The sequence below is a fragment of the Synechococcus sp. BIOS-U3-1 genome, assembly GCF_014279975.1.
GTDB lineage: Bacteria > Cyanobacteriota > Cyanobacteriia > PCC-6307 > Cyanobiaceae > Synechococcus_C.
Window position 1 is genome coordinate 1,453,055 of the sequence record NZ_CP047936.1, and the last position, 21,802, is coordinate 1,474,856.

Annotated in this window: 29 protein-coding genes and 1 pseudogene; 14 read left to right on the plus strand and 16 right to left on the minus strand. The window is 55.2% G+C overall.

All coding sequences use genetic code 11. The features are described from left to right. Window positions 1-3: 3 nt before the first annotated feature. Window positions 4-486 (minus strand): flavin reductase family protein, encoded by a 483-nt coding sequence (locus SynBIOSU31_RS07635; RefSeq protein ID WP_186488925.1) that lies wholly within the window; start codon window positions 484-486, stop codon window positions 4-6. 139 nt (window positions 487-625) lie between these two features. Between SynBIOSU31_RS07635 and SynBIOSU31_RS07640 the strand changes: the two genes are divergently transcribed. Next, a complete protein-coding gene (locus tag SynBIOSU31_RS07640; protein WP_255477162.1) occupies window positions 626-1,219 on the plus strand; it encodes a hypothetical protein in 594 nt (197 codons plus the stop codon). Here the strand turns inward: SynBIOSU31_RS07640 and SynBIOSU31_RS07645 are convergent. The 7 genes from SynBIOSU31_RS07645 to rsmA form a co-directional block, all read right to left on the minus strand. Continuing rightward, window positions 1,191-1,442, minus strand: coding sequence for a hypothetical protein (locus tag SynBIOSU31_RS07645; protein WP_186488927.1), 252 nt, complete (start codon window positions 1,440-1,442; stop codon window positions 1,191-1,193). The two genes, SynBIOSU31_RS07640 and SynBIOSU31_RS07645, sit on opposite strands and share 29 nt — an antisense overlap. Then, on the minus strand, window positions 1,435-2,430 hold the full coding sequence (gene secF / locus SynBIOSU31_RS07650; protein WP_186488928.1) for a protein translocase subunit SecF: 996 nt from the start codon (window positions 2,428-2,430) through the stop codon (window positions 1,435-1,437). The genes SynBIOSU31_RS07645 and secF overlap by 8 nt, the downstream gene beginning before the upstream one ends. 3 nt (window positions 2,431-2,433) lie before the next feature. Beyond that, the gene (gene secD, locus SynBIOSU31_RS07655) at window positions 2,434-3,906 is read right to left on the minus strand and encodes a protein translocase subunit SecD (protein ID WP_186488929.1); all 1,473 of its coding nucleotides are present in this window, start codon (window positions 3,904-3,906) and stop codon (window positions 2,434-2,436) included. 3 nt (window positions 3,907-3,909) lie between these two features. After that, complete coding sequence (locus tag SynBIOSU31_RS07660) at window positions 3,910-4,893, minus strand: pyruvate dehydrogenase complex E1 component subunit beta (RefSeq protein ID WP_186488930.1); 984 nt, start codon at window positions 4,891-4,893, stop codon at window positions 3,910-3,912. A 185-nt stretch (window positions 4,894-5,078) separates the two neighbouring features. Next, the gene (locus tag SynBIOSU31_RS07665) at window positions 5,079-5,384 is read right to left on the minus strand and encodes a DUF3082 domain-containing protein (RefSeq protein ID WP_186488931.1); all 306 of its coding nucleotides are present in this window, start codon (window positions 5,382-5,384) and stop codon (window positions 5,079-5,081) included. Next, window positions 5,381-6,313: a 4-(cytidine 5'-diphospho)-2-C-methyl-D-erythritol kinase gene (gene ispE / locus SynBIOSU31_RS07670; protein WP_186488932.1), complete on the minus strand. Its 933-nt coding sequence runs from the start codon at window positions 6,311-6,313 to the stop codon at window positions 5,381-5,383. Before ispE ends, SynBIOSU31_RS07665 begins: the two co-directional genes overlap by 4 nt. Before the next feature lie 149 nt (window positions 6,314-6,462). Next, window positions 6,463-7,296, minus strand: a complete 834-nt coding sequence (gene rsmA, locus SynBIOSU31_RS07675; RefSeq protein ID WP_186488933.1) for a 16S rRNA (adenine(1518)-N(6)/adenine(1519)-N(6))-dimethyltransferase RsmA — start codon at window positions 7,294-7,296, stop codon at window positions 6,463-6,465. Between the two features lie 83 nt (window positions 7,297-7,379). Here rsmA and SynBIOSU31_RS07680 point away from each other — a divergent pair, with 83 nt between their 5' ends. Further along, on the plus strand, window positions 7,380-8,003 hold the full coding sequence (locus tag SynBIOSU31_RS07680; RefSeq protein WP_186488934.1) for a uridine kinase family protein: 624 nt from the start codon (window positions 7,380-7,382) through the stop codon (window positions 8,001-8,003). Here SynBIOSU31_RS07680 and SynBIOSU31_RS07685 read toward each other — a convergent pair. Continuing rightward, window positions 7,975-8,394, minus strand: a complete 420-nt coding sequence (locus tag SynBIOSU31_RS07685; protein WP_255477163.1) for a YraN family protein — start codon at window positions 8,392-8,394, stop codon at window positions 7,975-7,977. The genes SynBIOSU31_RS07680 and SynBIOSU31_RS07685 overlap by 29 nt on opposite strands. 56 nt (window positions 8,395-8,450) lie before the next feature. Between SynBIOSU31_RS07685 and SynBIOSU31_RS07690 the strand changes: the two genes are divergently transcribed. Genes SynBIOSU31_RS07690 through SynBIOSU31_RS07700 form a run of 3 tightly spaced genes read left to right on the plus strand, consistent with a single transcriptional unit; the run spans window position 8,451 to window position 9,820 of the window. Continuing rightward, complete coding sequence (locus SynBIOSU31_RS07690) at window positions 8,451-8,930, plus strand: pentapeptide repeat-containing protein (RefSeq protein ID WP_186492928.1); 480 nt, start codon at window positions 8,451-8,453, stop codon at window positions 8,928-8,930. Continuing rightward, entirely contained in the window at window positions 8,927-9,373 is a 447-nt protein-coding gene (locus SynBIOSU31_RS07695; RefSeq protein ID WP_186488936.1) for a hypothetical protein, read from the plus strand. Before SynBIOSU31_RS07690 ends, SynBIOSU31_RS07695 begins: the two co-directional genes overlap by 4 nt. 12 nt (window positions 9,374-9,385) lie before the next feature. Then, window positions 9,386-9,820, plus strand: coding sequence for a 23S rRNA (pseudouridine(1915)-N(3))-methyltransferase RlmH (locus SynBIOSU31_RS07700; protein WP_186488937.1), 435 nt, complete (start codon window positions 9,386-9,388; stop codon window positions 9,818-9,820). Between the two features lie 20 nt (window positions 9,821-9,840). Here SynBIOSU31_RS07700 and SynBIOSU31_RS07705 read toward each other — a convergent pair whose 3' ends face one another. After that, the gene (locus SynBIOSU31_RS07705; RefSeq protein ID WP_186492929.1) at window positions 9,841-10,233 is read right to left on the minus strand and encodes a hypothetical protein; all 393 of its coding nucleotides are present in this window, start codon (window positions 10,231-10,233) and stop codon (window positions 9,841-9,843) included. Between the two features lie 99 nt (window positions 10,234-10,332). Between SynBIOSU31_RS07705 and SynBIOSU31_RS07710 the strand changes: the two genes are divergently transcribed. From SynBIOSU31_RS07710 to SynBIOSU31_RS07725, 4 genes are all read left to right on the plus strand, one after another. Beyond that, the gene (locus SynBIOSU31_RS07710) at window positions 10,333-11,025 is read left to right on the plus strand and encodes an SGNH/GDSL hydrolase family protein (protein WP_186488938.1); all 693 of its coding nucleotides are present in this window, start codon (window positions 10,333-10,335) and stop codon (window positions 11,023-11,025) included. 75 nt (window positions 11,026-11,100) lie between these two features. Beyond that, a complete protein-coding gene (locus tag SynBIOSU31_RS07715; RefSeq protein WP_186488939.1) occupies window positions 11,101-11,544 on the plus strand; it encodes a LexA family protein in 444 nt (147 codons plus the stop codon). 5 nt (window positions 11,545-11,549) lie between these two features. Continuing rightward, a complete protein-coding gene (locus tag SynBIOSU31_RS07720) occupies window positions 11,550-12,824 on the plus strand; it encodes a Y-family DNA polymerase (RefSeq protein WP_186488940.1) in 1,275 nt (424 codons plus the stop codon). A gap of 53 nt (window positions 12,825-12,877) precedes the next feature. Next, window positions 12,878-13,783: a DUF481 domain-containing protein gene (locus tag SynBIOSU31_RS07725; RefSeq protein ID WP_255477164.1), complete on the plus strand. Its 906-nt coding sequence runs from the start codon at window positions 12,878-12,880 to the stop codon at window positions 13,781-13,783. A 127-nt stretch (window positions 13,784-13,910) separates the two neighbouring features. On the opposite strand, the gene SynBIOSU31_RS14760 is transcribed toward SynBIOSU31_RS07725, so the two are convergent. Together SynBIOSU31_RS14760 and SynBIOSU31_RS07735 are read right to left on the minus strand one after the other, a co-directional pair. After that, entirely contained in the window at window positions 13,911-14,216 is a 306-nt protein-coding gene (locus SynBIOSU31_RS14760) for a hypothetical protein (protein ID WP_255477165.1), read from the minus strand. Between the two features lie 69 nt (window positions 14,217-14,285). Further along, window positions 14,286-14,468 (minus strand): hypothetical protein, encoded by a 183-nt coding sequence (locus SynBIOSU31_RS07735; protein WP_186488941.1) that lies wholly within the window; start codon window positions 14,466-14,468, stop codon window positions 14,286-14,288. Between the two features lie 197 nt (window positions 14,469-14,665). Between SynBIOSU31_RS07735 and SynBIOSU31_RS07740 the strand changes: the two genes are divergently transcribed. Further along, on the plus strand, window positions 14,666-14,830 hold the full coding sequence (locus SynBIOSU31_RS07740) for a hypothetical protein (protein ID WP_170951815.1): 165 nt from the start codon (window positions 14,666-14,668) through the stop codon (window positions 14,828-14,830). Window positions 14,831-15,297: 467 nt separating this feature from the next. Then, on the plus strand, window positions 15,298-15,546 hold the full coding sequence (locus SynBIOSU31_RS07745; protein ID WP_186488942.1) for a hypothetical protein: 249 nt from the start codon (window positions 15,298-15,300) through the stop codon (window positions 15,544-15,546). Window positions 15,547-15,639: 93 nt separating this feature from the next. Here SynBIOSU31_RS07745 and SynBIOSU31_RS07750 read toward each other — a convergent pair whose 3' ends face one another. Beyond that, window positions 15,640-16,227, minus strand: a complete 588-nt coding sequence (locus SynBIOSU31_RS07750; protein WP_186488943.1) for a hypothetical protein — start codon at window positions 16,225-16,227, stop codon at window positions 15,640-15,642. A gap of 104 nt (window positions 16,228-16,331) precedes the next feature. Between SynBIOSU31_RS07750 and SynBIOSU31_RS07755 the strand changes: the two genes are divergently transcribed. Further along, window positions 16,332-16,505, plus strand: coding sequence for a hypothetical protein (locus SynBIOSU31_RS07755; RefSeq protein ID WP_186493176.1), 174 nt, complete (start codon window positions 16,332-16,334; stop codon window positions 16,503-16,505). 328 nt (window positions 16,506-16,833) lie between these two features. Here the strand turns inward: SynBIOSU31_RS07755 and SynBIOSU31_RS07760 are convergent, their stop codons facing one another. After that, a complete protein-coding gene (locus SynBIOSU31_RS07760) occupies window positions 16,834-17,238 on the minus strand; it encodes a hypothetical protein (protein WP_186488945.1) in 405 nt (134 codons plus the stop codon). Window positions 17,239-17,474: 236 nt separating this feature from the next. Here SynBIOSU31_RS07760 and SynBIOSU31_RS14765 point away from each other — a divergent pair. Continuing rightward, a pseudogene (locus tag SynBIOSU31_RS14765) lies at window positions 17,475-17,567 on the plus strand (metallothionein); the annotation flags it as partial. Between the two features lie 234 nt (window positions 17,568-17,801). Here SynBIOSU31_RS14765 and SynBIOSU31_RS07770 read toward each other — a convergent pair. Both SynBIOSU31_RS07770 and SynBIOSU31_RS07775 read right to left on the minus strand, forming a co-directional pair. Continuing rightward, a complete protein-coding gene (locus SynBIOSU31_RS07770; protein ID WP_186488814.1) occupies window positions 17,802-17,969 on the minus strand; it encodes a hypothetical protein in 168 nt (55 codons plus the stop codon). Between the two features lie 389 nt (window positions 17,970-18,358). Further along, window positions 18,359-18,529 (minus strand): DUF4278 domain-containing protein, encoded by a 171-nt coding sequence (locus tag SynBIOSU31_RS07775; RefSeq protein ID WP_186488949.1) that lies wholly within the window; start codon window positions 18,527-18,529, stop codon window positions 18,359-18,361. A gap of 709 nt (window positions 18,530-19,238) precedes the next feature. Here SynBIOSU31_RS07775 and SynBIOSU31_RS07780 point away from each other — a divergent pair. Then, entirely contained in the window at window positions 19,239-19,547 is a 309-nt protein-coding gene (locus SynBIOSU31_RS07780) for a hypothetical protein (protein WP_186488951.1), read from the plus strand. Window positions 19,548-21,802 lie beyond the last annotated feature (2,255 nt).

Sequence of the window (21,802 nt, forward strand, 5' to 3'; positions counted from 1 at the left end):
CGATTAACCGCCGTATTGCCATCCGGTGGTACTGAGTTCAAGCGCATCGCCATCGCGGTGCAGCACCGCTGTCTTCACCTCACCGATGAATACGGTGTGATCTCCGTGAGCAAGCTCACCCACCAGTTCGCACTCAACACCACCCAGTGCGTCCTTCAGGAGCGGTAACCCAAGTGAGCCGAGCTCAAAGGGTGCGGCCTCAAAACGGCCACCCACTGCAGACTGGGGCTTAAAGAAAGTCGCAGCCAGATTCTTCTGGTCGGCGGCCAGCACGTTCAAAGAAAAACGACGTGTGCGCTTGATCATGCCGTTGCTGGTGCTATCGGCACGCACACCCATGACCACCAGAGGCGGCTCGAACGATCCCTGCGTGACCCAGCTAGCGGTAAATCCGTTCACTTCATCACCCTCGGCGACGCCACAGATGAACAACCCATGGGGAATTTTCCGCAACAGTGTCTTCTTGGCGTCCAGATCAAGCGACATAGCGGTTCGTGCTCACGATGCCGGCAGAATAGGCAAAACCGTGACAGCAAAACCTGTCAGCACTACAGACGCCAAAAGGACACTGCTAGTTTTCAACGGCTTCTGAGCGGGATCCCTGGATCGACCCTCCTCCCTGAGTGTGTTTGCAACGGTCGCCGGGAGCGGAGTACTGGGCCTACTGATTTACGCCGGTTTTTTCTATGCCAACCTGCGTCAAAACAGTGGCAGCGTCGAGCATCAGGAGCTTCGCCCCTCCTATTCATCGCAAGCGCAGGCCGAGCAGGAAGCCAACCGCTGGGTCCAAGAGGGAGGCAAGTTCGTCGTGACAACGACACGACGCGTTCGGAGGACCATTCCCCTCACCCGCCAGGAACGGCGCAAACTCGAGCTTCTGGCTGATGAAAAGCGCAGAGCCAGGATCGAGGCGGACTACGGAACCTGTCTTGATCAAGCCGCAACGGATCTCGCCAAAGAGCTTTGTTCCTTTCAGCAGTTACCACCAAAGAAGGATTCGACCGCAACGGAGGCGGGTGATTCCGGCAGTGTTCCCGCCACAAAAGTAGTTGAGGATATTCGTGTTCAGGCCAGTCAACACCCCAGACGAAAATGCAATCCTGTGAGCTCTTATCAACGCTTCAACTGCATTGAATTCGACGTTGCCAGGGATGCAGAACTCAGCCCTGAACAGCAGAAATCTCTGGGGATTAAGGCGTATCGACAGTTTCGCTACTGACGCTCCGACGAGGCGGGCCGTAATGACTCCAGAGTGAAGGTTGCAACACCAGCACCACCACGGCGAGCAGGTGATGGCGCACGGTGAAGATCAGAGCCGTCAGGGTCACCTGATCCGCCAACAGTCGCAATTCCGTTCTGAGATCACTCAAAGCCAGTAGGAGCAACAGCAGCGGTATCCAGCGCTGGGAGCGGCCTGATCCTCTCGCTGCGCGATCAGGCACTGGCAGCTGCACCGGACCGAGATGGCCAGATGCTCAAAAGAGATGGAGCCAGGGCAATGCTGGACCAGCTGCCAACGATCACACCAAGTGCCAGAGCAATGGCAAACCAGTAGAGGGTTGACCCCCCGAACAAGATGAGGGCAACCAAGGGGAGAAGTGTGGTCCCACTGGTGTAAATCGTTCTGGTCAGCGTGGCTGAAACAGCACGGTCAATCTGCATAGAGAGAGGAAGGTCAGCGTCCATGCGCTGGCGCTCGCGAATTCTGTCGAAAACGACAACCGTGTCATTCACGGAATAGCCGGCGATAGTGAGCAAGGCAACAGCAAAAAGGCTGTCAACCTCCAGTCCGGTAGCGAGTCCGAGCCAAGCAAAAATGCCGCAGACAATCACGACGTCATGAGCCAGGGCCACCAAGGCCAGAAAGGCGTAACGAGGGTCGTAGCGAACAGTGATGTAGAGAGCAATGCCCGCGAAAGCAACCAGCAGCGAAATCAGACTGCTGCGCAACAGCTGTCCACCAAGGCTGGGGCCAATGGTGTCGACTGATTGACCACCCGTCTGAAACGGACCGGCAACCGGCACAAGCGCTTCAATGACAGCCTGCCCCTGGCCCGCAGAGAGCGCTGGCATGCGCAACACAATCGACTGTCCTCGATCGAGGAGCTGAACCCGAGCATTCTCCAGCTTGGGCAGTGGCTTTCCATCCTGAATTGGAAGATTGACCTGTTGAAGCGCATCCTCGACAGCACTGGTTCTGAGCTGGTCACAGGATTCCGAACAGCTGCGCTCCAGCTGAATCTGGGTTCCTCCTGTGAAATCAAGCCCCGGCCTCAGAGGCAGACCAATCTGAGGATCGGTCCAGCTGCGCACGATCCCCAGCAGACTCAGCAGCACACAGACAGCCGATACCAGCCAGACCTGCCGTCGCCGGGTGGTCAGTGGCAAGCGCAGAGGTCGCTCTTCAGTTCCAGGTGAATTGAAAGCCATGGCTCAGGACGCTGTCGTAGGGAGTTGCCTTGCTGGCAGGAAATTTGTCGGACGCCGCAAGCCCTGATAGCTCATCAGAAAGCGCAACAGCGTGCGTGTACAGGTCAGAGCCGTGAAGAGGCTCAGCAGAACACCGATGCCGAGCGTCGCCGCGAAGCCCTTCACCAGACCGGTGCCGAGGAAGAAGAGAGCGGCACAACTAATCAATGTGGTCAGGTGGCCATCCACAATCGATGAAAACGCCTCAGAGAAACCCGTTTCAATCGAACGGATCAGGGTGTTGCCGCGACGGAGTTCGTCCTTAATACGCTCGAAAATCAGCACATTGGCATCCACCGCCATGCCAATGCTGAGGATGAACCCAGCGATGCCAGGCAGCGTCAGCGTGACAGGAATCAGGGCGTAGACCGCAAGGTTGAAGAGTGCGTAGAGGCTGAGGGCCATCACCGCGACAGCGCCTGCGAGTCGATAGATCAGCAACATAAAAATGCCAACCAATACAAGACCTGAAAGGGCGGCGATCAGGCTGCGACGCACGTTCTCTGCACCAAGGGATGGTCCGATGGTGCGCACTTCAAGGATTTCAACCGGCAAGGGCAACGAACCTCCCCGCAGCTGAACTTCGAGGTCACGGGCATCTTCTGCCGTGAAGTTGCCAGAGATTGACGCAGTACCTCCTGAAATTCCGGCGGCTTTGTACTGGGGTCCAACACTGGCTTCACTGATCAGTTCACCATCGAGAACGATGCCGAGCAGGCGCCCTGTTCCGGCAATCGACTGGGTGAGTTCAGCGAATTTCTCGCCACCCTCAGCATTGAAATTCAGTGTCACTTCCCAGCCAGAGCCGCTCTGTTGTTGCTGACGCCCTGCACTGATCAGTTGTTTGCCTGTGAAGGCAGTGGGTTCAAATCGATCAAGAATTTCCTGATTGGTTCGCGCCAACAACTGTTCCAGTTGTTCCGTCTCCGTCTCGGCAGTTCCATCAAGACCCAGTTCTTGCTGACGTTTCGCGAGCTCGTCTTGCTCGACGGGGTCGAGCTCAGGCGCCTCATCCGCTGAACGCGTGGCCAGCAGACTGAGCAGCTGGGCTCTCAGCTGGCGCAAACTATCCACTTCCTCCTGCGTTCCTTCCTTCTGCGCCCTGAACTCAAGTAGAGCGGTACTACCAAGAACATCGGCAGCCCGAGTGGGATCAGTGACGCCGGGAAGCTGTAGAACCAGTTGGTCGTCGCCCACGGTCTGCAAAGTTGATTCAGCCACACCGAGACCGTTGACGCGGCGATCGAGCACGGCCTTCACCGCTTCCATCTGTTCTGCGCCGATGGTGGTGATCTCTCCTGCAGGCTGGACCTCAAGTGTGAGCTGACTGCCCCCACGCAAATCAAGCCCGAGCTGGAGTGGGAAACTGGAAAGAACTGCTGCTGCCGCGATGGCGAGCGCAAGAATGAGGGCAAACCAGCCCTGTTGGCGGGCCATCAATCAGAGCCCCTGACGAACAATGGTCTGAGCCGCTTCCACAATCTGGTGCGGCTGAATGATGGTCAGATTTTCGAGATTGCCGTTGTAGGGAGTGGGAATATCCTGGCTCGACAGCCGAATCGGCCGTGCATCGAGATCATCGAAGCAGTGCTCGGTAATCAAAGCGATCAGCTCAGCACCGATACCGCCGGTCTTCATGCACTCTTCCACCACAATCACTTTGTGGGTCTTACGGATCGACCGGGCAATCGTCTCCATATCAAAGGGCTTGAGGCTGATCAGATCGATCAGTTCAACGCTGATTCCGTCAGCTTCGAGTTGCTCAACAGCCTTGAGGCAGTGATGCCGCATCCGTGAATAAGTGAGGATCGTGATGTCACTGCCCTCCTTGACCAGATCCGCCTGATCGAGTGCACAGGTGTAGTCACCGTCCGGAAGCTCCTCGGTGAGGTTGTAGAGGAGTACATGCTCGAAGAACAAAACCGGATTGTTGTCGCGGATCGCGGCTTTCATTAGGCCTTTTGCATTGGTCGGCGTGCTGCAGGCCACGATCTTGATGCCTGGTACGGCGTGGAAATAAGCCTCAAGTCGCTGACTGTGCTCGGCTCCCAGCTGTCGACCGACACCGCCAGGCCCCCGAACCACTGTTGGGATGGTGAAATTGCCGCCGCTCGTGTAGCGCAACATCCCCATGTTGTTGGAGATTTGATTGAAGGCCAGCAGCAGGAATCCCATGTTCATGCCCTCCACGATCGGCCTCAGGCCGGTCATCGCTGCACCCACGGCCATGCCAGTGAAACTGTTCTCAGCAATCGGGGTATCGAGCACCCTGAGTTCGCCGTATTTCTCGCAAAGATCTTTGGTGACTTTGTAGGAGCCGCCGTAATGGCCAACGTCCTCTCCCATCACACAAACGTGAGGATCACGGGCCATTTCCTCATCGATGGCTTCGCGAAGTGCGTTAAAGAGAAGCGTCCCTGCCACGGCGTTGCTGCAATCCCGGCCATGCCGGCGTTAGCGGCCAAGCTATCTCAGTCCAGGTAAATTCATCAGCCCCCGGCGGCGAAGGTCGCCAGCAGCAGCACCGAAAGAAGCAGGCCGGGAGACAACAGCAACACCAGCTGACCGAGATCGTGAAGGGTCATGTCGGCAATAGCTCTCAGCTGAGGCTAGGCAGCGTCCAGGTTGTCTTTCATGAAAAGACTGCGAAGAAACACCAAGAACAAACCAATCCCTATGAAGGCAAAGCTGAATGTGGCCAGAAAACACATGCCAATGAACAAGGTCTTCATGGCAGACGCGATGTTCTGCGCAGTAGCGCTGCTGAAGTTCGAAGAGTGTGTCGCGAGATAGATCACGACTTTTTTGCTCAAGCCGAAACTCACCCAGGCCAGAACCAGACTGGTAACGGATCCGGAAAGGAAACTCAGAGGTCCTTTACGGGGTTTCGCCGAGGCTGTATTGCTGTCACTCATGCCGCCAGCTTGACGCCATGTGGGAGCAGTGAACAACACCAGGCGTGCAGGCCCTCCGCTTCAAACAGCTCCGCAGAACGCTGACTTGCCTGTTCAGCGGTGGTGAAGTCTGGGAAAAGAGCAAAGCAGCTCGGTCCCGAACCACTCATGCCCACTCGCAAGTGCCCTGGCAATGACTCTAGGAGCTCCAGCGCCTTTCGCACTGAGGAATTCTGCGGAGCCACCACCGCCTGAAGGTCATTGCGTAACGGCGGCGGAGCTTCGATTTGTAAGGGACGCAGCCACGCGGAGGTGCGCAACGCCTCACGACGTTGCTCAAAGGCTGACTCACCGACGAGATAGTGATGAAAACGCTCTCGTTTGCATTCGGCGTAGGCCCACGGCGTCGACACGCTGATGGATGGATCCTTCACCAGCAGAACGCCCATCGGCACAGAGACTTCAGGCAGAACCTCAAGCCGTTCGCCGCGTCCGAAACAAAGCTGGGTGCCGCCGGCGATACAAAACGGCATATCGGAGCCGAGATCAGCAGCAAGGCTCTCGAGCTGGGATGCGCCGAGGCCGAGACCCCACAGCGTGTTCAGTCCAACCAATGCTGCTGCCCCATCACTGGACCCCCCTGCGAGACCGGCGCCTATGGGAATTCGCTTGTTCAGATGCATTCGCGCACCCAACTCCCCGAATCCGGATCGCTCACGCAGCAGCCTTGCCGCCCGCATGATCAAGTTGTCGTCTCCGCAACTGAGTCCGGACTGATTACAGCTGAGGGACAGCATCCCGTCTGCGGTGTTCTCGCACTCGAGCTCATCGGTGAGATCAATGCTCTGCATCACCATGGCGAGTTCGTGAAACCCGTCGTCCCGCAGGCCCAGCACCTCGAGATGCAAATTGATCTTGGCCGGAGCGCTGATGCAAACCGGAGCCATCATGAACAGGACGCAGCGAAGTCGGCAGGACTCCGACCGGAATGTGGAGGTTAAACCACGACCAGAGCCCAGTATTGACCGGGGATCAAGGGCAAGATGTCGGGCAGATGTCTCATCGACGCAGGCGCATGCACTGAGCCGGCCTTAGCTGCTCACTCAGATGCTTCCGCTTCACGCAAGGCCTTGGCCAAGGCCACCCAGTTTTCTGGTGCCACCTCTTGAGGCCTTTGCTGCAAATCAATCCCGGCATGCTGTGCCAGCTCCTGGAGCTGATCCGGCGGTTTGACGCCAGCCAGAGTGTTGCGCAGCATCTTGCGTCGGGCAAGAAACGCCTGCTTCAGCAAGCGTTCCACCCCACGGCAAAGCTCGGGATCTGGGCGCTGATCCGCTGGCAGAGGGTCAAGCCTGATTACCTCGGACTGCACTTTCGGAGGAGGCTGAAAGCAACGCGGCGGCACAGGACAAACACTTTGACAACGGGCCAGAAGCTGCAAACGCACACTCAGGGCACTGAAACTGCTGTGTCCGGCATTGGCTCGAATGCGCTCTGCCACCTCTTTCTGTACCAGCAGAATGAGCCGTTCGTAGGGCGGATCAACGGGCCGATCCAGACGACCAATCAGCCGTTCGAGCAAGGGCCCAGTGATGTTGTAAGGAATGTTCGCCACCACCTTGGAGGCCGGAGAACCATCTGGAAAGGTCAGAGGAACATTGAGAACATCGCCCTCACAGAGTGAAAACCGCGATTGAGCTCCGTATCGCTCGGTCAAGCCCGACACAAGATCACGATCTAGCTCGATCGCATGCACTAACGCGGCAGGGCTCTGAAGCAGTCGGTCCGTCAGGGCACCACGTCCTGGTCCCACCTCGAGAACACGGTCCCCTTCCTCGAGTGCTGCCGACTCAAGAATCCGATCCAGAACCCGTTCATCCCGTAGCCAGTGCTGACCAAACCGTTTGCGGGCCGAATGTCCTGCGAAGCTCATGTCATGCGGGTCATGGGTTCACTGTGCCCCACTGCAAAGGCTGCAGAACGCGATGATGGTGATGTGCCGGTTTGGGGAGGTTGATGAACGGACCTGCCCTGCTGATTTACATCGCTGGTCCCTCCGCAGCGGGAAAGACCCACTTCAGTGAGGAGCTGAGGAAATCGCTCTCTCAAAGCCAGATCCCTGCTGTGGTGATCGGCTCCGACGATTACTACCGGGAGCAGTGGACACCCGATGCAACCTATGGATTCGACACGGTCGACGCCATCGATAACCATGCGCTGCTTCAAGACGTGGTGTCCCTGCGCGATCGACGGCTGCTGCGTCGTCGTCGCTACGACATGGGGACCCGGAAAATTCACTGGGAATCTCTGGATCAAGCCTGGGATGTCGTCCTGCTGGAGGGAGCGTTCGGCCCCCAACTGCTCATCGATCAACTCCATCCCGACCTTCTGATCTACGTGGATGCATCACTACCGATGAGGGTGATTCGCCGTCTGCGGCGGGACATTCGCGAACGCCAGCGATCAGCACCGTCCGTGCTTCGCCAGATGCTGTTGAACATGCTTCCGGGAGAACGGCGGTTCATCCATCCGCTCAAACGTTCTGCCAACTTGATCATCCGTGATTTTCAGGCAGGTCGTCTCCAGGCCTTGCAGCACATTGAGGAACTGATCAACCACTCCAAAGCTCAGGCACCCTGATCCAGCGCACTGGCCTGGAACTGGGTGGGAGCGGGACCAAGGCAAGCACCACCTCGAGATGCCCCTGATCACACCAGGGGTGACAGGACTGCCAGCAGCTAACAGTTCGAGCTAAGCGTTTTCGTTTGGCCGCAGCGAAAGCTTTCACGCCCCAGCCATCGAGACCGCATTGACGCCTGGCCTTGACCTCCACCATCAGCAGGCGAGGACCTGAGCGATCCGATTTGATCATCATCAAATCAAGCTCCCCATAACGACAGCTCCAGCGTTCAGAAAGGCATTGCCAGCCACGATTTTTCAACAAGCTCAGAGCACGCCGCTCCGCCCAGCGACCGGGATCGCTCATCGCATCATCAGCACCCAAGGTCTGCTCCCTGAATTCACAGAGCATTCCCCCTGATCCAGGAATCAGGCCCCCTAGGCTTGAACCACGCTTTCTATCCGCTGATGCAACGACATCTGCTGGCCTCCCTGCTTGCTTTGTTCCTGGTGATCGGCCTGCCTTTGCAGCCAGTGCAGGCCGCGATGGACTACGCCAAACAGGTGTTGATCGGTGCTGATTTCTCCAACCGAGAGATGCAGGGGGTGACCTTCAACCTCACCAACCTGCGTGAAGCTGATCTGTCTGGAAGCGACCTTCAGGGTGCCAGCCTCTATGGAGCCAAGCTTCAGGACGCCAACCTGACAGGGACCAATCTGCGTGATGCCACGCTGGATTCAGCAGTGCTTGATGGCACGAATCTCACCGATGCCGTTCTAGAGGACGCTTTCGCCTTCAACACCCGGTTCATCAATGTGACGATCACCGGCGCCGATTTCACCAACGTGCCTTTTCGTGGTGACGCCTTGAAAACACTCTGTGCCGCAGCCGACGGAACCAATCCTGTGACCGGCCGCGACACACGCGACACCCTTGGCTGCTCATGAGCTTCGATCCCCGCAGCCTGGAGCGGCTGAGGCAACTTGGACGTCAGCTTCCTGAGCCCATCTCTGCCCCAGAAACCAAAAAGGAACGCTCTGCGAAGACCAGCCGACCTCGCCACAGAGTGGAGACTGAACAGGATCCCAAAGCTCTATTTCATGAACTTCTGCAGGTGAGCCAGGACGGCACCGTCCCTGAGCATCTGATGGCGAGATTGCGGGATGCAGAAGAGCGGGTCGACAGTGAGCGACGCCAGAAGCTGAATGTGCCATCCCCCTTGACGCACGATTCGCTCGCATCCAAAACAGCGGTCCCCGCCCGCTCGACCGGCAAGGGCAAGAACACCCGCCCTCAACGCCGTGATGTGGCGCCCGGCAGCGAAGAGGACAGCCTGTATGTGGCTTTCGGGCAGATGTTTCTCGAGGAACAAGACGACGAGACGGAGTAACACCGCTGTGCCATGAACATCTCCCGATGCCGGATCATCGCTGTTGGAAAAGTGCGCAAGCGATGGGTTCAGGACGGTGTGGAGCTCTACCTCAAGCGCCTGCCTGGGCTAACCATCACTGAACTGCGTGACAGCAGCCGTGACAAGGAGGTCGAAGCGATCCGTCAGGCCTTACGTCCCGATGAGTTGCCGGTGCTGCTGATGGAGCAGGGCAACACTCTGACCTCGATTGACTTCGCTGATCGTTTACGTGACTTTGGCTCCGAGCGCCTGGCCTTTGTGATCGGTGGCGCTGACGGCTTCACCGATGAATTCAAGAGTTCAACCCGCTGGCAGCTCAGCCTTTCACCCCTGACTTTTCCTCATGAGCTGGCGCGATTGCTCCTGGTTGAGCAGCTCTACAGAGCGCAGTCGATCCTGCAGGGGAGTCCTTATCACCGGGCCTAAAACCAACACCAAAACGAGGTTCAGGCTGGCCAGGCGCTGAGTACGACAGGCTCGAATTTGGCGATGCCCATGGTCCAGGCGCGCCCGCAAATCGATTGAAGACTCGCCTGAAACGCCTCGGTATCTCCGCTGTTGAGCCAGTCGGCTTTGAGCTTGGGGAGGTCCTCCGGCAGACACTCCATCGGCAATTCCACGAGCAGCAGACTCTCCACGCCACAAGCCCGACGCAACGGGCCCTCATCACTGCGTTGCCACAGCCTCAGCAGCAACTCCAGAGCCAGGGAATGGGCTACCTGTGTGGGCTCCTCCGCAGCGGCGGCTTCTGCACTCAGAGAACGGCCGGTTAGCGGCAACGCTCTCTTCCCCTCCTGCTCGATCAGGGCGAGGGCAACGAGATAGGGAGCAGCAGCCATCACGACAACGTCAGTGAGCGCATCCTCTCCGGTCAAGGCTGCAGTGGCGCCGAATCCGAATCATGGCTGAACTGGATTGGCGCAGACAACCTGCCATCGATGACAACACCAGCTCAGGAACCGAGAACTGTCCTCTGCTTCGGAGACTCCAACACCTGGGGATTCAACCCAGACGGTGGTGGGCGGCTACCCCACGACACACGCTGGCCGAATCAGTTGGAGCAGCAGCTGAACCGGCGTGCGACCAGCCAAGCTTGGCGCACGATTGAGGACGGTCTCAATTCCCGCACCTGGCTGCTCGAGGATCCCATCGGTGCAGCCAAATATGGCGCTCAATACAGTTGCAGCGGTCGCTCAGGTCTGATGACGTCTTTGCACAGTCACAAACCCATCGACATGGTGATCCTGGCGCTGGGCTGCAACGACTGCAAGGACTACCTCAACCTGTCGGCCGAGCAGATCGCAGATGGCGCCCGCATCCTGATTCAAGACATCCGCAGCGCCCTCCACTGCGGCCCGCGCGAGCGGCCTGACCAAACCCCAGGCATCGTTCTGATGACACCGCCGCTGATGGTCAGCACACCGCAGTCGCGGGCCTGGGGTTACGAAGGGGCCGACAGGAAATCTCAAGCTGTGGCCAGTCGCTACCTCCAGCTGGCCAGGGAGCTTGAGGTGCTCGCGTTCGATGTCCAGAAGGTGGCCAGCCCCTCATCCCTGGATGGCATCCATTTCGACAGCCAGTCCCAGCCTGCGATCGCCTCAGCCCTCGCGGATCTCATCGCCAAAACCTGAACGCCGGGAACGGCCAGCCATCGACATAGAACATCTGTACTATTCTATGTATGCCGATCCGTTGAACCCGTTGCCGTGGAGATTGATCGTTCCTTTCTCCAGCCACCGAAACCCCTGCGCCCCCGGCGCAAGTCAAGCCTGCTACCACTGGCTGGAGAGCGGGTGGCGGCAGGCTTCCCTTCTCCAGCAGAGGATTATGTGGACGTGGGGATCGACCTCAACGACCAACTAATCCGTCACCCCACCAGCACCTTTTTTCTACGTGTTAGCGGCGACTCGATGACCGGTGCCGGCATTCATGACGGCGACCTTCTGGTCGTAGACCGCAGCCTTGACCCCCGCCCCGGACGCGTGGTCGTTGCCGTTCTCGACGGCGGCTTCACCCTTAAACGGCTGATGCGCCATCACGGCCGGCTGCGCCTGGAAGCGGCCAATCCCAGCTACCCAGCTCTCGATCTGCAGTCCTGCGACGACGTGCAGATCTGGGGAGTTGCCATCCATGTGATTCACCCCCTCTGAACGCCATGGCTCAGGTCACCGCCCTCATCGACGCCAACAACTTCTATGCCTCTTGCGAGCAGAGCCTCGATCCCGGCCTGCTCGGCCGCCCCGTGGTGGTGCTTTCCAACAACGACGGCTGCATCGTGGCCCGCAGCGCCGAAGCCCGTGCACTCGGCATTGCCATGGGCACTCCATATTTCAAGGCCAAGCAGACACTGGAACGGTGCGGAGTGGTGGTACGCAGTTCCAACTACGCCCTTTACGCCGACATGAGCCAGCGACTGATGAGCCTTCTGGAGAGTCAGGTGGAGGAGCTGGAGGTGTATTCCATCGATGAAGCCTTCGCTCGCATCAGTCGTCCAGCAGCGGCAGATCTGCTGCCCTGGGGACGGCAGTTGCGAGCCCTGATCCGTCGCAATCTGGGACTGCCAATCGCCATCGGCCTGGGAGCCAGCAAAGGCCAGGCGAAGCTGGCGAACCGTCTGGCCAAGGTGGAGGCCACCCATGCGGGTCTATTCGACCTCGGGCACTGCAACCATCAGGACCGCTGGCTGGAAACGATCGCCATCGAAGACGTGTGGGGAATCGGTCGCAAACTGGCTGAGTGGTGCCGACTGCGTGGTGTATGCAACGCCAGGGAACTGCGAGACATGGCCAGCGGCCCCCTGCGGGCCAAAGCGGGTGTGGTCGGCCTGCGCCTGCAAAGGGAACTCCAGGGGCATGCCTGTCTTCCCCTTGATCTGGCCCCATCCCCGAAGCAGGAAACCTGTGTCAGCAGAAGCTTCAGTCGACCAATCACGTCCCTGGCGGAGCTGCGAGAAGCTGTAGCGACCTACGTGGTGCGCGCTGCGGAAAAGCTGCGCAAACAGCAACAACGCGCCGCTTCCCTAAGCGTGTACACCCGCACCAGTCCGTTTGTGCCCGCCTTCTACAGCCGCAGCGCCAGCACCCATCTGGACCTCCCCAGCAACGACACCCAGATGCTGCTGAACGCAGCGCTGCCACTGGTGGAACGAATCTTCCAGCCGCACCGTCAGCTCGCCAAGGCCGGAGTGCTGATGGAGCACCTGCAGGACACGGAGCAACTGCAGCACCACCTGCTGGTGCCTTGCAGTGCAGCACAACTACAACGGCAAGACACGCTGATGAACACCATCGACGGGCTCAACCGCCGTTATGGAGGGGGCACCGTGCAGTGGGCCGCCTGCGGCCTGCATTCCGGCTGGTCCATGCGACGAGAATGCCTGGGCAGGGCAGCCACCACACGACTGAGCGATGTACCCGTGGTCCAGGCCTGAACAGCAGCCAAAGGGGTCTATGAAAAAATCTGGCCACTATCGACGGAAGGATTGTGTTGCGGCGAATCCCGATCATTGCTGCGGGGCTTGTCCTGTTGGGGGCCAAAGCGACTTTTGCCGAGCAGGTCACTCTCAAACTGAGCAACGGCGACACCCTGCACGGAGAACTCATCCCTTCGGAAAGCACAGACACAACAACAGTGCTTCAACACCCAGTACTGGGACGGCTGAGCATCCCGAAAACGGCGCTAGTACCCGAACCCAAGCCGAAACCATGGAAGCTGAGTCTCTCCGGCGGAGTCACAGGGTCCAACACCGACAACGATCTCGATGTAGGGGGGACCGCACAGCTCGAGACCAGCTACACCTCAGACCCCGACAAAGTCTCGTTGAAAGTGAGCGCCCAGTACGAGGTCTCACGTGACCAGGGAGAGAGCAGCAACTCAACAGACACCAATGAAGGTGATGCTGAACTGCGATACATCCGCAGCTTGAACGGTCGGCTGCACGCCTATGCAGGTGCGCACTTCAATTACGACGCACTGAACTTCAGCGGTACCGACGCGTTTGAAAGCTCCATTGGCCTCGGTTACGACCTGATCAAAACTTCAAAAACACGGCTCACTGTGTCCCTCGGTCCCTCCATCGAGCAAATCTGGGGAGGGAATGGATGCAACACAGATCCAGTCTGCGGAAAGACCTTTGCAGCAACAACAGGTAGAGCTGAACTGGAATGGAAGCCCAGCTCTGCCGCCAGTCTCACGCTAACCAATACCTATACCGGGGCTTACGTCAACGGAATCTCAACCAACAACATCTTTTCGATCGCGTTGAAAGTCTTCCCAATGAACAATCAGCGCCTATTCACATCCCTCAACGGCCAAACGATCTACAACGAACTGCGCAGTCCAAAGGTCAACAACACCATCTCCATACAGATGGGCGTGAAGCTGGATTGAGCGGACGTCACAGAGATGACTCCGGCCAGATGGTTTTACATTGCGGATCTCTGGATAGTGCGGCGGATTTTGCCCGTTCTGTTTCTTCTGGATCGAAATAATGTGACGCGAGCAGCAACATCAGACGCTACAAGGCCTTTCTTCCCTGATCGGGAGTGAGCCACCCCAATCCGTAATAGGTGCAGGTGGCATCAAGCCATCCCTTGGCTTCACCCTGCAATCTGAGTTCCAGATCGTCCATGGCCGGTATGGCCATCACTGGAGCACTCAAAAGACAACAAGCAGCCGCCAGAGCAATGAAAGAACGATGCACTAAAAGACAACATCTAAAACCATGTTGCAGCAGCAGCAGCAGCAGCAGTTGAGTGGATTGAACAGCCCAAGGTGGCGGCACAATCACGATCTTCAACACCCCAGCAGGTAAAAGGTTCAACCAGTGATTTGGGCCTTCTTTCGAGCGAAGAAAATGGGCTTGCTAGCGCAGACTGCAACATCAGTCTGATCAAACCGTGAGCTGAAGAGATTGCTCAGCCAGGGCCCGGAAGATCTCCTGCTTTTTGCATTCGAGAAAGTCCTGCTCACAGGGATCACCACCAGGCCAATTGCGCAGCGCATCGCAGGTGGTTTTGTATTCCAGCCGCAGAGCGTTCAAGTCGTACGAAAAGGAAACGACAGGCTCGTTCATGGAAAACGCAAGAAGATTGAGAAATTATTACAAAATTTCCTACTGTCTTGACGTAGCAGCGGCAACAGTATCCATTTTTGGCGCGGAACCATAGGCACTGCAAGCTCTGTTCGCGAGCAGCCGCTGTGCGGATATCTCCATCACAGATCGATAGCAGATTTGGCGATAACTACTTCATTCAATTTTCGATTGTTCTGATGACCTACGAAATCCGTAATTGGGCCGTAATCGCTGCCGCTATGGAAAAGCAAGGTGCCACCGACAGTCAGATGTACCGACGCGCAAAAGCGATGGCCAACGGCAGCATTGATCCAATGCCAACAAGTTATCCAGCCGCTCCTTACAGCATTTCAGTGGCCTGAGGTTCGCAAGACAACTCCAATCATCGGGGAGGCTGAGACCTCCCTTTTTGATGGAATTGGGCAATAAGGCAGAACCGAAAAAAGCGTTACTCGTAAAAAGCACGCAGCATTGCAACACAACACACCCGACTGATTTGTAAGAGACCAGCAGAAACCAAGGTCATGGCTGGTCACCAAACGAGGTGCACAGAAGGGGCGACCTGGGTTACACCTGTAAGAACCGCTTTTGGAGCTATGCCGTCAATCGACAAGAACGCAACGCAACAGAAGAAATCCGAGGCTTCAAAACCACTGACTCTGCTAGCCCGTCCCGTGTACCCGGGGACACGCGGAACCTCCCATACCAACACCTAAAAAGCGAACGCTGGTCTTCGAATCGAGCGCATCGGAGGAGCCGCTGCTTCGACTAGCCCCTTCGATGTCATCCCATCGCACTGGAGGCATGTTTCAAGGAGGAGAATGGTGACATGAACGACAAGATCACGACACAGTCCTGGATCCATGTTGAAAAATTCAGCGAGACGCACTCCTGGAAGCAAACCTGGATGTTTCTAGGCGGTGCCGTGGTGGTCTTTGCTTTCGCACTGCTTTATGAAATCGACAAAGACCTAAGTTGCAAAAACGAGCAGGCCTTGATCAAATCATTCACTCAAGAAAGACCTAACCATTCAGAATTCACTGACAAAAGGATCAACTCGGCAATCTTGCTGGGATAACTCTCGCCAAAGAGCTCACAGATCCTGGCATCAAAGAGAGAACATACTCAACCCAAAAAGCTCGATATTCACGATCAAAAGATCACCAGATCTTCATTGCAAAACCTCTTGAACAGCTTTTAAAGTAGCTTCCTGAACTTTGGAAGCATATTTTTCGCCCACAGCAAGAGTGTCCTTGATCATCTCAAATTCAAGTTGCATCAGCTGCTGATAACGAGGGTCCTTGCAAAGCTGCAGAATGAAGTCAAGCTGATCAGCACTGTAGATCTCGGCGTAAATTTTAATGTAATCTTGCTCAACGATATTCCAGTTAAATACTTGGTCCATTGCACGCATAACCGCGACCGTAAGACGTTGACGAACAGCAGGTGGCAGCTGGCGTCCACCGCCGATATTTAAACCGGTTTGCGCCCCCAGATCACGTCCTAATGTGAAGCGCTCTTGAACCTTCTGGCATCGCATCACATCCTGAATACGACGATCTTGCCCCTGTGCAAGACAAGGATTGATGCCAGCATAAACCATCAACGCGATCAAAAAAAGAAGTGAACGCCTACCTGGAAGCAGCTTAAACATGCGTGATACGGCCTCAATGTCCAGAGTCTGATTTCTCAACCCAACCCCTGCGTGAAGCATCACCAGAAAATGCATGATATGCCCATCAGCAGATGGAGTGTTCAAGCTGATTCAGACAAGCAATCACAAATGACACGCACGAGCTTTTGGCACAGCCGAAAGCAGAACAAAGCTCTTAAGGTTTTCCAAACAATTGATTAAGTGATTCTTTGCTGACCCCAAACGCACCTCTAGGTCCAAGGCAGACAACCGCTGACCCTGTCAATCACTACACCGAACGCCTGAATGGACGCATGGCCATGGTGGGGCTGACCATCGGAATCACCGTGGAGGCACTGACCGGTAAAGGGATTCTCGACCAGGTGTTTGGTCTGTTCAGTTGAAACGATTAGGTTGAATTTCCGATGCTCTTGAGGAGTTGATGAGCTACGACTGAAGTATCGGTAGGTTGAGCATGACCGAACTCTTCAACAAACCATCTGAAAGTCGTGATTCGAGCGTCTTGATTCACCTCTCTGAATGGCTCGAGATGATCTGTATGCAGACGCTGTTGACGTTGGCGTTGTGGCCGCTGAAGTTGATGTACAAACGTCCAAGGCCTGACGAGTCATGGCCTGCCTGGCATGCCAATCAGAAACTTTGTCGAATCGACCAACGCTTCTGCTAACCGGAAATCAACAACACGCAATCGCGGAGGAGAGATTGTTCAGTTCAAGCCATGGGGGTTGTGTTGGCTTGCATTTCACACATTCCAGTCACAGGAGGAGCGCCCAACCCCTGGATGTCACTGGTAAGAGAGCCGCTTGAACGATCCAAAACATTGGTGAGGTATGAACCCGTGTAAGGCAATTGCTTACCAAAACGAACTTTTTCGGGTGTGAACGTGGCGGGATATTCCGTACTGGTGCGGAATGCAGGCTTGTAGACCCATGCTTTTCCGGCCTCTTCGTCGAGCGTTATTTCCCAGACAGTGCGGTCTGATCCGGAGACGTCGCAGCGCAGATAGACCTGATCAGCCAGGACAGGGTTATACACACCCTCAACTGCTGAGAGAACCGCAGCAAATAGCAGCCCACCAGCAGTAGACCCAACGACAAGCCGACCGAGAACGACCATTCATAGAAAAAGGGTGATGCCAGCTTGTTCGATCACAATGCAAAGAACATCCCCCCAATGAGCGATCGTGCACCAAGGCGATCAGTAGAAATTCTGAATTCTTTTGAACAACCAAAGCTTCAGCCACTGGATGAATGACCGCTGCATGGCGTTGAAGAAAGTGAAAAGAGCGCGCAATTGGGGGATAAGCCCTGACACAACCTGTCCTAGAAAGGAGACAGTTACGAGGAATGCCCATGGGAAATCCCAATCAAACCTGTGCCTGTGAGCCTTGTGATTGCACCGTTACTCCGAACTCTGCAGTCGAAAAAGATGGAAAGGTGTTCTGCTCACAGCCTTGCGCTGATGGACATGCTGGAGGCGATCAGTGCTGCAACAGCTGCGAGTGCTGCTGATTCCTGAGCCCACGCTTTGAGGAAAAGAGACCCCACTCGATCGAGTGGGGTTTTTGTTTGGCCTCGACCAAATTGTGATCAGCAGGCTCAAGGACACTCATGAGCCGACGTTCTGCAATGCCCGCTTGGGCTGTTTGACCCTTTCAGCTTCAACGCAGCACAATCAGTTCAGGCCAGCCGGTTTCGCTCCACATCCTTTGTGCGGCCAACATCACTGAGCTTGGGCACGCCGTTCTCACTATTGGAGGTTTTGCCAATGAAGGCAATGCGCCATTTGACCGATGGCAAGACCGCCACTGCGGGTGGAGAGTAAGTCCACGAATCGGAGGAGCCCATGACGGCCGATACTCCACCTGAGCAGATCTCAGAAGCAGACTGACTTCTGGCCCCTGCTCCAACAGTCTCATCCATGACCTGGGTTGGTCCTTTGGCGGGCATGACTTGTGCGCCACGCCAATCGACACTCCGCTTGCACCGCCCTAGGTGCCCCAGGAGTTCACAACCCCCCACCTAGAGCCAATGGCCCCAGGGCGCCTCTAGCCAGACGCTTCGACCCCTTCCTTCCACAACAAGTGATGGGTTGAACAATGTACAAACGAGCGAGTTAGGCCGTCTTTCCATCCGGAAGGGCGGCCTTCCTTTGTGCGCCATCACCCTGAAAAGCATCACATTGGGCCACTAAAAAAGCCTCGCCAAGGCGAGGCAGGATGGGCGGCTGGTCTAAATCACCTTGTGTAGGAGACACCGCGATAGACAAGCTGGGGGTGAAGCTCACGTGCCGCCTGCTGACGACGAGTGTTGTAATGCTCGCGCCGGTAGGTGAGTTCAACACTCTGCTTTTGAACAGCAGAGTGCTGAGGGGTGTAAGCCTGACCTCTGTAGGTGAGAGCTGTCATGAGTGGTTCCTCGAAGCAAGTTCAGGTCCCCGTTCCTTGGCCTGAATCGAACTGCGCCTCTTTAAAAAAGAGGTGAACGTTGTCGGTAGCTATCGCTACAGACACTTTATAAGGCAAGTTTCCACAGATAGGTCGTTCAGCTGGATACAAAACAGTCGATCACCCAAGACATGGAGTTCAACTGTCCTGCCGAGTGGCTGTACTAATCGGAGGATGTTCTGTTCAAAAGTGGGGATAAGCATTCGCAAGACCCCAGAGCGCCAAGGCTGTAATACAAGCAAAGGTCATTGCAGCCCATGCAGCCGTGGTCGAACTCGAGCTTTTTGACAGAGGAAGCTGGATTTTGCGTGCCATGTCGTAAATGTTGACTCATCTATGTTTTGGCTCAATCAATCCACGATGGCCAGTGATATCAGTGAGCCCTAACCACTCACCATCACAGTGAAGGAAGCGGCTGGTCTTGAATGCTTGCAGCCATTGGATCAGACAAGGGCTCTCCTTGTCATTGAAGGCAAGGAGTTTGGCTGAAGGCACAACCAGTTCTGATTGATTCTGCCTTAAGCGGAGCAAAACAGGTCGGCAACCAGCTGCAGGACACTGTCGACAGCAACCGCTTGACTGAGGCCTTCTCAGCAGCATCCGCATGGACTTGAGGTGCATCACCCATTTATGGAGAAAAGGAAGTTGAGATCTCTCTTAAAATTCACTCGTGCCAAGCGGCGGTGAGAAAGAACTCGAACGCATTGAGCGTGATCTGGATGCAAAAGCATCAGGAGGCATTCCACCAGCAGAACCACAAGCAAAAGGCGGCTGGAATGCAGGGATGCCTAATCGGTCTGCAAACCAAATCCACCTCGACGCGGTGATTGTTGGAGCAGTACTACTCACAGCAATTGCGTTCATCACCATGCTTGGTGAAAGCTTTAGCCCGAAGCAGAAGTCACCCATCACCGCAACGGCGTTGGGTGGCGCTACAGGGCTGCTGGTCGGCTACGAAATCGAGCGAATTAAAGCCTGATCACTTTCTGAGGCCTAACCGTTGGGTCTGGTTATATAGGTGAGCAAACAACGATTACTACATTAGAAAAACAAGAAGCGAGCGGACCTCACTTAAAAGTGCAAGATCACTATGAAGTCGTGCCGTATGCCTTCAATGGGTACTCCTGGGGGCGACTGCATGCATACAACCTCATACTCAAATAACCGTTAACGGCAAATACACTGCAGATAAGACGAACACAAATACCGAAGATTAGAGCGCACAATTAGAGAGCAAGGAGTCCACAAGCCTTGTGAATACACAAGCTCACCCTCTCCCACAAACCCGAACTCCAGCTTCCGTCCAATCACCTAGCCAAGCATCTGCCTCATCAACGCCATCCTTTAGGACCTAGTAATGGAATGGCGATCATTATCAATTCAGTGCCAAGAGGTCTGGCCAAACTGCCACTGTTACGTGGACCAGGGACGACAAAGTTACCTAATAAGACTTTGCGGCTAATACCGTTTACATCTGAAAATGGCTCTACCTATTAAGCCACAACAAGTGATATCTCTAAAGGGTGCATCTCCAACGCCAACAGAACGGGTTGCATCTATGAGTAATCGACAATGTAAGCCGCACCCTTGAAATAATTAAGTCAGTCGTGACACCAAAGCGGCAGCTAAATAATTAAGACTAGAAAAGGCATCATTGAACACTAATCCATCTCTAGTTTACATCAGCAAAATACTCCAGTATGATCAATCAACGAAGTCAATTAAACAGATCATCCGTTCAGAGGATGAGAGCTATTCAAGGGAACACTGATAGTCCATGTCATCTCTTGTATCATCGGCCAGCCAGTCGAAATTCAGACGACGCGTCTTCCACCCATTTGCTATGAAAAGATTATTACTGCTCGCTGCCTTACTTACTGCAGCTCCAGCACAAGCCGCAAGATATGACTTTGGCCAGGGAGCTGCAGCAGTTGCGTGTGTAATGCTGGATTCAGGTTACAGCCAGAGACAAGTATATGCTGTATTAGATACGCTAGAAAATCAAATCGTGAGAGGCGGTTCAACAAATTGGCGAGACGAAAAACAAATGGTAGAAGGATTTAACTATCAAGCTCGGAATAACCATCGCAACTGTCCATTGAGAATCAGAGATTAAGTGTTAATAACTAATCCCTGACTTCTCATAAGCAAGACAATCGGGACCATCAAAATCAGCAGGCAATAATAAGCCTGAAAACATAAGCCGAGCAATTGATCAAATTGTCGGCCTTTGCTATGCGCAAGACAGGGCGGCCTTCACATCGAACTCATCAACCCCAATGCAAAAAGTGAGCCCGGAAAGTGATTAATGGCCCGCCAACCTTTGTACCGCAGGCAAAGATGCGCCTCGCTTGACGGCACCTGTAATGAATGAACAGCGGAAGCTATGGGTTAAAAAAACATCAAAACCGAGCACCTTGGCAGTCGTCCGCTGGGCTTTGTATGCAGCCTGGCGGTAGTCATCCATAAAAGCCTGATGCATTTCGGGGCAACGGATCTAAGGGGTCGCCTTTGTCTTAGTGGTCTGCTTCCTGTAGGTGACGTAGCCCACTGCTCCAACTCCCCAAACCAGGGCCAGGGACTTACTGATGAGAGCTGCTGAACATCGCTGCAATAACCACATAGCCAGATCACGAAGGACGGAGCAGCGGCCAACAGCTGATTGACCGTTGCGATTGACCTTCACTACGAGCAGTACGCAGTCTAAAATTAGCTGCACTTTTTATAAAAGAACAACCAAAGAGTGATAATCATGGATCAAGTAAGAGTGCAAAAGTTCACCCATTTAAAGGCTTATTGCGAAGCAATAGGGAGCCGTATTCTAAAACCATGCAAAGGTTATAAGAGATGCACCTCCTACGCTTTCCATCCAGCCGAACCAAGGATCAAAATAACGGCAATGCCATCTAGGGAGGTATCAAAGATGAATCAATTAAGCTAACCTCCGTCATTCGCTACTGAGCTCCTCCCCTTTAAACATTGCTTGAGCGTCTTAGAAGCCCCGAACCCCTTCAATGCATTTGGCGCTTGCCTTGGGTTGCCAGTTCTTGATGATCCTCGAGTTGCTCAAGCACTGTTCCATCGAAGCTTGGGGAATCTTCTCCAGGGCAGCGGTTGTTCGCTGAGCACCATAGGTAGCCCAAGTGATGACAAGCCAGATAATAGGTTCCATAAGGGACATTCGAACTGCAGTGATGTTAGTGACTACAGCTGATATCGCTGACTTTCCGATGG

Excerpts from the sequence above, each read along its gene's own strand:
- SynBIOSU31_RS07710 (WP_186488938.1), top strand. The coding sequence starts at position 10,333 with ATGACAACACCAGCTCAGGAACCGAGAACTGTCCTCTGCTTCGGAGAC.
- SynBIOSU31_RS07705 (WP_186492929.1), bottom strand. The coding sequence starts at position 10,233 with ATGGCTGCTGCTCCCTATCTCGTTGCCCTCGCCCTGATCGAGCAGGAG.
- rsmA (WP_186488933.1), bottom strand. The coding sequence starts at position 7,296 with ATGAGCTTCGCAGGACATTCGGCCCGCAAACGGTTTGGTCAGCACTGG.
- SynBIOSU31_RS07770 (WP_186488814.1), bottom strand. The coding sequence starts at position 17,969 with ATGGGCTCCTCCGATTCGTGGACTTACTCTCCACCCGCAGTGGCGGTC.
- SynBIOSU31_RS07740 (WP_170951815.1), top strand. The coding sequence starts at position 14,666 with ATGACCTACGAAATCCGTAATTGGGCCGTAATCGCTGCCGCTATGGAA.
- SynBIOSU31_RS07735 (WP_186488941.1), bottom strand. The coding sequence starts at position 14,468 with ATGAACGAGCCTGTCGTTTCCTTTTCGTACGACTTGAACGCTCTGCGG.
- SynBIOSU31_RS07695 (WP_186488936.1), top strand. The coding sequence starts at position 8,927 with ATGAGCTTCGATCCCCGCAGCCTGGAGCGGCTGAGGCAACTTGGACGT.
- SynBIOSU31_RS07775 (WP_186488949.1), bottom strand. The coding sequence starts at position 18,529 with ATGACAGCTCTCACCTACAGAGGTCAGGCTTACACCCCTCAGCACTCT.
- SynBIOSU31_RS07760 (WP_186488945.1), bottom strand. The coding sequence starts at position 17,238 with ATGGTCGTTCTCGGTCGGCTTGTCGTTGGGTCTACTGCTGGTGGGCTG.
- secD (WP_186488929.1), bottom strand. The coding sequence starts at position 3,906 with ATGGCCCGCCAACAGGGCTGGTTTGCCCTCATTCTTGCGCTCGCCATC.
- SynBIOSU31_RS07685 (WP_255477163.1), bottom strand. The coding sequence starts at position 8,394 with ATGCTCTGTGAATTCAGGGAGCAGACCTTGGGTGCTGATGATGCGATG.
- SynBIOSU31_RS07665 (WP_186488931.1), bottom strand. The coding sequence starts at position 5,384 with ATGAGTGACAGCAATACAGCCTCGGCGAAACCCCGTAAAGGACCTCTG.
- SynBIOSU31_RS07680 (WP_186488934.1), top strand. The coding sequence starts at position 7,380 with ATGAACGGACCTGCCCTGCTGATTTACATCGCTGGTCCCTCCGCAGCG.
- SynBIOSU31_RS07700 (WP_186488937.1), top strand. The coding sequence starts at position 9,386 with ATGAACATCTCCCGATGCCGGATCATCGCTGTTGGAAAAGTGCGCAAG.
- ispE (WP_186488932.1), bottom strand. The coding sequence starts at position 6,313 with ATGATGGCTCCGGTTTGCATCAGCGCTCCGGCCAAGATCAATTTGCAT.
- SynBIOSU31_RS07745 (WP_186488942.1), top strand. The coding sequence starts at position 15,298 with ATGAACGACAAGATCACGACACAGTCCTGGATCCATGTTGAAAAATTC.
- secF (WP_186488928.1), bottom strand. The coding sequence starts at position 2,430 with ATGGCTTTCAATTCACCTGGAACTGAAGAGCGACCTCTGCGCTTGCCA.
- SynBIOSU31_RS07635 (WP_186488925.1), bottom strand. The coding sequence starts at position 486 with ATGTCGCTTGATCTGGACGCCAAGAAGACACTGTTGCGGAAAATTCCC.
- SynBIOSU31_RS07720 (WP_186488940.1), top strand. The coding sequence starts at position 11,550 with ATGGCTCAGGTCACCGCCCTCATCGACGCCAACAACTTCTATGCCTCT.
- SynBIOSU31_RS07690 (WP_186492928.1), top strand. The coding sequence starts at position 8,451 with ATGCAACGACATCTGCTGGCCTCCCTGCTTGCTTTGTTCCTGGTGATC.